The sequence below is a fragment of the Flavobacteriales bacterium genome (assembly GCA_013001705.1).
GTDB lineage: Bacteria > Bacteroidota > Bacteroidia > Flavobacteriales_D > JABDKJ01 > JABDLZ01.
Genome location: JABDLZ010000078.1, coordinates 1 through 5,255 on the forward strand (window position 1 = coordinate 1; position 5,255 = coordinate 5,255).

Consider the following 5,255-nt stretch of genomic DNA (forward strand, 5'->3'; position numbering starts at 1 on the left):
CTTCTGTTACTTCCACATCAAAAAGAACGAACTGCCTTATCTGGCCTTCACACAAGGCAAACGTATCGACCATCCGGCTCTGGTCATGGGCGAGCGTAAGCAGATAGCGGTCCTACATTTCGACCCGGAGGATGATTTTACGATAAAGACCTTAGATGAGATTCTGGTGATGGCGAAGGCGGTGCATTTTGAATCAAAATGAAAATCGAAATGTGAATGCAAATCAATTTCTCGGCCGTCTTTGTTCATGGCCAAATCATAGAACATAAAAGTCATTCTGAATGCAGCATAGCGGAATGCCGGCCTTCATTTAGCATGTTGATTCTCATTTAGATTTTGACTCCCTTAGAAGGAATAGCTCAATCCACCCATCACCAGCACGGATTGTACGGGATAGGCATGCCATCTCGGATAACGGCCTCCGGTCAGGTTATTGAAGTCCAGCCAGGCCGATATGCGTTTGGTATACCGGTACTCCAGCCCAAGGCTTCCGTCCACATAACTGCGAAGCTCCACTGGATAGAACCTACCGAGTTCCACCTCATCGTTCTCACCAGGCATCATGGTTCCTCCGAATCGCTTGCCTACAGCAAAGACTTGTGCTTTGACCACAAAGCGGTCATCCAGATCATAGCGACCGTCCAGAGTGAATTGCACCCCGGGAAGGTTGAAAGCCTCTTCGAAATCATCAGCTGTGTTGCTTGCGAATTCCAAGCGACCAGCGAGCGTGAGGCGCTCATCATGTATATAGGTCAATTCTCCAGCTACGCGCACCACCCGCAGATCATCATAGAGCACAGCAAACTTGTTCTCAGCAGAGAATAGCGTGTCATTCACATAGAAAGCGAAATCATCATAGTTCTCGACACTCACACGGGCGTTGAATCCCAGATTGTCGAATATGGTCCCTCGGATACCTGCATAGAGCTCTAGATCCTTGCTGGTATTCATCAGCACATTGGCATTGTGGATGAAGGGGTTCTCCTGACTGAGCGAGTAAAAACTGTTACGCTGGAGTCCACCTGTCAAACCCGCATAAGGAGTGAAAAGGTCATCAAAGAGACTGTAGCTCAAATAGGCTTGTGGATAGAGATGCCAAATGGTCTTCTCTCCTCCTCCATCGACTGCGATTCCCAATCCGATGTTGACCGTGAGGTCGCCCTTACGCGCATGGATGCTCGGCTCCAGACGGAATATGGTATTGCGAAAATCCTCCAGATCGATAGCGGCAGAATCCTGGGATGCTGCGATGTAGAATGCCTGTATACTTCCTTGATCAAAGGAGTTGATATCCAGAATACCCTTGATACCGAATCGATAATCATCGATGGTCTTAGCGGCCTCTCCTCCTAGGACATAGTTGCTCTCATTCACATCGATATCGGCCTTGGTATTTCGTACATCCACATAGCCTCTGTGCTGCACCTTGGCACTATCCCGATAGTGGCTCTCCACCTCGAAGTAGCCTTTGAAGGTCCGGTAGTCCTGACGATACGCTCCACGCCCTATCTCCACATCACCGGGGTCGAATCCGTAATAATGGATACGGTCCAGATCATAACTCAGCCCCCCTTCCAGCGTGTGCTTGTTGACATACTTCTTGGCCCAAGCACCGAAGTGGTTCTCCCCGTAGGCATTGTCTGCAACATCTTTCAATCCGCCTTGGGAAGAGAAGTGCCTAAGGTCTATTCCGTAGGCCCAATCCCGATTGCGGATGCTGTTGTAATGTACTTCGAGCAAAGGTGTGGTGTATAGCCCCACTCCTGCTTTGGCATATCCCCTGTAGAGTTTGGTGAGCGGCTCGATGACCTTGAGTTTGGCCGCTTTGATCTCCTTGGGTTCATAGGTCACCTCCACCTGTCGCGGCATAAGCTGATACTCCAGCTCGCTGGTCTGATATACCGAATCCAGGGTGTGAGGCAGGTCGGATATCTTGAAGGCCGCATCTACGGTCAGGGTCCTATCCCCGATAGAGATGATCTCCTGGTCATACTGGGCCTGCATGCCCAGCACACAGCCTCCTAACCCTAGTATGCATACGATTCGTTTCATGTGCTTATTCTTCTCCATCGAATAGGTCTTGTTCGGATTGTCCTGGGGTCTCTCCTCCTTCACCACCTACTTCTATCTCCATGTCTTCTTCCACCCCTTCAGAGGCTCCTTGCTCTATGGCCACAATGGCCTCATACTTGGCAATGGCCTCAGCTCGTATGCCCTCATCCTGCACATTGTCGATGATACTCTGTAGGGTGGCCTTGGCTTGGAAATAATCCTCCATACCGGTATACACATCTGCAAGCAGGAGAAAGGCCTTTATCTTCCAGAATTCTTGAGACGGATACTGCTGGATGAGTTCGAAGATCTCTTCTTCCGACTCGGTGTACTCCTGTCGGTTGTAGATGATGCGGGCGATATTGAATTTGGATTCAGCTCCCATCTTACCGGTGCTCATCTGATCTACCTTGCGGAATGCCAATAGCGCTCCGGGTACATCGTTCTGCGAAAGGAGGACTTTGGCCTTGATAAAATGGGCCTCTTTCAGGATGTACTCGGGAGAGTTATCGTCTGCCAGAACGGCATCGCAGTAAGTGAGTGCCTGATCATACTGTCCCAACTGGAAGTGGCAGCGCATCTGCCCGATGCGTGCTTCTAGGATATTGTTATCGAAGGTGGCGACCCGCTCCAAAGCCTGATAGTGCTCCAGTGCCTCGTCATAACGACCCGCTTCATAGGTGATGGTAGCGGCTGAGAAAAGGGCCGGTTCGGAAAATTGATTGGTAGGCTGCCCGATGACGTAGAGATAGTTGTTGAGAGCGATCTCCGTATCACCTCGCTGAAAGAGACATTCTCCTAAATAATAACTGGCATTGATACCGAATATCCCCGGTTGGAATTTCTGGATGTAGCTCGTGAATGCCGTGATGGCCCCTTCGCAATCTCCTGCGCTGTACTTGTTCTCTGCCGCACGATAATTGACCGAATCCTGCGCAGCAACCGATCCAGTAGGTACGTGCTGCTCATACCATTCGTTGAACTCATCCATACGCCCGAGCTCCACGTAGACATCTTGGATACGGGCCTGTGCCTCTTGGCTATCCTCATCCTGGGGGTAATCCTCTACCACCTGTTTGAAGGAGGCGATCGCATCTTCATAGGCTCCTCTGCGGAAATGGATAAGCCCCATGGTAAGAAGGGATTTCTTGACATAGGGAGACCCCGAGTGGTTGTCGATGATATCCTCGAACATGACGAATGCCTGATCATTCTTGTCCATCTTGAAGAAGGTCTCGGCAAGCTGATACTTGGCCGGCACGAGATAGGAGGATTTGGTATACCTGCGGATGATCTCTTCCAGGGTATTGGTCTTGCTCACATCATCCCCTTTGAAGCCTTGACTGCGCGCTTTTTGGAAAAGGGCATAATCCGTGTCGAACTTATCCAGGGCGATGGCCTGATCGTAATATGATATGGCCGTGTTATACTCCTTGGCCACAAAGGCACAATCTCCTAGACGCAGATAGGTATCGTTCATCTTCTTATCATCTGCACCGGGTTTGGAGTTGAGGTATAGATTGAAGGCGGTCTGTGCGTTCCGGTACTCCTTCTGCATGAAATAGGCATAGGCCGTTGAGTAATAGGCCTCTTTGAAATACTCCGTATCGAAACTCCCTGGATCGTTCTGGAATTCCCGGTAGGCGAGAATAGCCTGATCGTACTGTTTCTCACGATAGAGGATCTCAGCCATCCAGTACTCGGCCAGTGCAGTAAGGGTGGGGTCGATGTTGTAGGTATCGACCTTCATGAAATAGCTACGTGCTTCGATGAATTTCCGATTGAGGAAGAGCTCCACACCCCGGTTGTAGGCACTCAGCTGATAGGCCGTTTTGGCTTTGATGTCCTTCTCCTCGATCTTGTCCAGCGCATCCAGTGCGGCTTGATAGTCGCGTGTGGTCAGGTAGACTTCGAGTAAGAATGCATAGGCATCGTCCCTTCGTTCTGATGTAGGATAGTCCTCAAGATATTGCTCGAAGGCGCGTATGGCCTCATGGAATGGATTGACTGAGAGTTCATAGGCCAGTTTGGCGTAGTTGAAAAGGGCATCCTCTTGGAGTGGACGGTCATAATCGTACTTGCTCGATTCTTTGAAGGCATTGCGCGCGTACTTCTTGTTATCCAGCTTAAGGTAGGATTCACCCATGTGGTAGGTAGCCACCTGACTGAGTTCATCATCGGCATTGGTCACCAGATTGAATGCATCCAGTGCCTCTTCATAAGCCCCGGTCTTGTACAGTGCGAAGCCCAATTGGTAATGATCCTGGCGCTGCTTGGGCGCTTGGCTATCTCGGAATTGCTGGAGATAGGGAACGGCCTCTTCATACTGCTGCAGGTTGTAGAAAGACTCCCCGATGATACGTGCTACCTCATGTTCCTTCTTTACACGGGCCGAGTCGATGCGTGATGGACCGTAGCTCACCACCTCGTCATATTTCTCTTGGAGGAAGAGGATCTGCGTGATATAATAAGGCGCTACTGTTGCGAAGTTCTCATCGCTTTCCAAGAGCCTGAACCCTTTGAGAGCAGCCTCATAATTCCCATCCATATAGGCCAGATGAGCGTAATAGTAATTGGCAGGTGCATAATAGCGATTAGGCTCATCGATGAGATGGGAGAAGGACTGTTTGGCGGCCGAATACTCCTTGCGCTTGAACTGGGAATAGCCTCGTTTGAAATGATAATCATTGGTCTCCTCCACAGTCAGTTTAGCCGCCTCTACCTTGTCATACCATTCCAGCGCATTTCTGTATTGCTTACGGGAGTAATAGTAATTGGCCAGCTCGAAATAGGCCGTGCGGATGTGCATGGACTCGGGATGATCGTGCACGAACTGGACGAGGCGCTCACGGGTGTCCTTGTGGAAAAGATGCATGGCACAGCGAGCGGCATAGTACTCAGCATTGACCGCAATCTCGCGATAGGGATCATCGACATGGGCCTGCACCTCTTCGAATTCACGCTGAGCAGCGGTGAATTTCTCCTTGTCATACAGCTCCATGGCATGGGCATAGAGCGCCTCAGGGTGGTGCAAAGTGGCCGGTTGCTGGGCACTAGCGAGTAGTGGAGCCAGTAAAATGACAGTAATGATGGCCAGGTGATGTTTCATGCAGATTCCGGTCTATCCAATTTCAGATCAACAGACTAAGCTATAGTGGGGAGGCATATACTATGCCAGAGGGAATCCGAATTATCAACGATCG

General features: G+C 50.2%; 3 protein-coding genes. 1 reads left to right on the forward strand and 2 read right to left on the reverse strand.

Features of this window, described 5'->3' with window-relative positions; all coding sequences use genetic code 11:
- A partial coding sequence (locus tag HKN79_03085; protein NNC82536.1) for a hypothetical protein occupies positions 1 to 202 on the forward strand: 202 nt, incomplete at its 5' end.
- A gap of 143 nt (positions 203 to 345) precedes the next feature.
- Here HKN79_03085 and HKN79_03090 read toward each other — a convergent pair.
- Together HKN79_03090 and HKN79_03095 are read right to left on the reverse strand one after the other, a co-directional pair.
- A complete protein-coding gene (locus tag HKN79_03090) occupies positions 346 to 2,115 on the reverse strand; it encodes a hypothetical protein (GenBank protein ID NNC82537.1) in 1,770 nt (589 codons plus the stop codon).
- On the reverse strand, positions 2,057 to 5,161 hold the full coding sequence (locus HKN79_03095) for a tetratricopeptide repeat protein (GenBank protein NNC82538.1): 3,105 nt from the start codon (positions 5,159 to 5,161) through the stop codon (positions 2,057 to 2,059). Before HKN79_03095 ends, HKN79_03090 begins: the two co-directional genes overlap by 59 nt.
- Positions 5,162 to 5,255 lie beyond the last annotated feature (94 nt).

Excerpts from the sequence above, each read along its gene's own strand:
- HKN79_03095 (NNC82538.1), bottom strand. The coding sequence starts at position 5,161 with ATGAAACATCACCTGGCCATCATTACTGTCATTTTACTGGCTCCACTA.